This window comes from Achromobacter sp. GbtcB20 (assembly GCF_019091095.1).
Lineage (GTDB): Bacteria > Pseudomonadota > Gammaproteobacteria > Burkholderiales > Burkholderiaceae_B > Achromobacter > Achromobacter mucicolens.
In genome coordinates, this window is the sequence record NZ_JAGXJZ010000956.1 from 1 (window position 1) to 232 (window position 232).

Below are 232 nucleotides of genomic sequence, written 5' to 3' on the forward strand. Positions count from 1 at the left end.
GGCCCATCACGCCGGCGCCCGGGGCGACGTCGATGCGCAGCGGCACCGGCTGCGCCAGCGACATCGCGTAGCGGCCCTTGTTCTGCAGCGCCGCCAGGGTGCCGGACCAGGTGTTGCGGTTCCAGCCGCCGCGCACTTCGGTGAGCGCGTCGAAGTCGTCGTTGCGGGCGGCCAGGCGCAGCGTGTGGGCGGCGCGGGTGCCGCTCGTTTGCAGGCTGGCGGCGGCGATGCG

General features: G+C 75.4%; 1 protein-coding gene. It reads right to left on the reverse strand.

Annotated features, from left to right (window positions below):
* Positions 1 to 232, reverse strand: a 232-nt coding sequence (locus tag KVT32_RS31810; RefSeq protein ID WP_217619606.1) for a hypothetical protein, incomplete at both ends; no start/stop codon positions are given.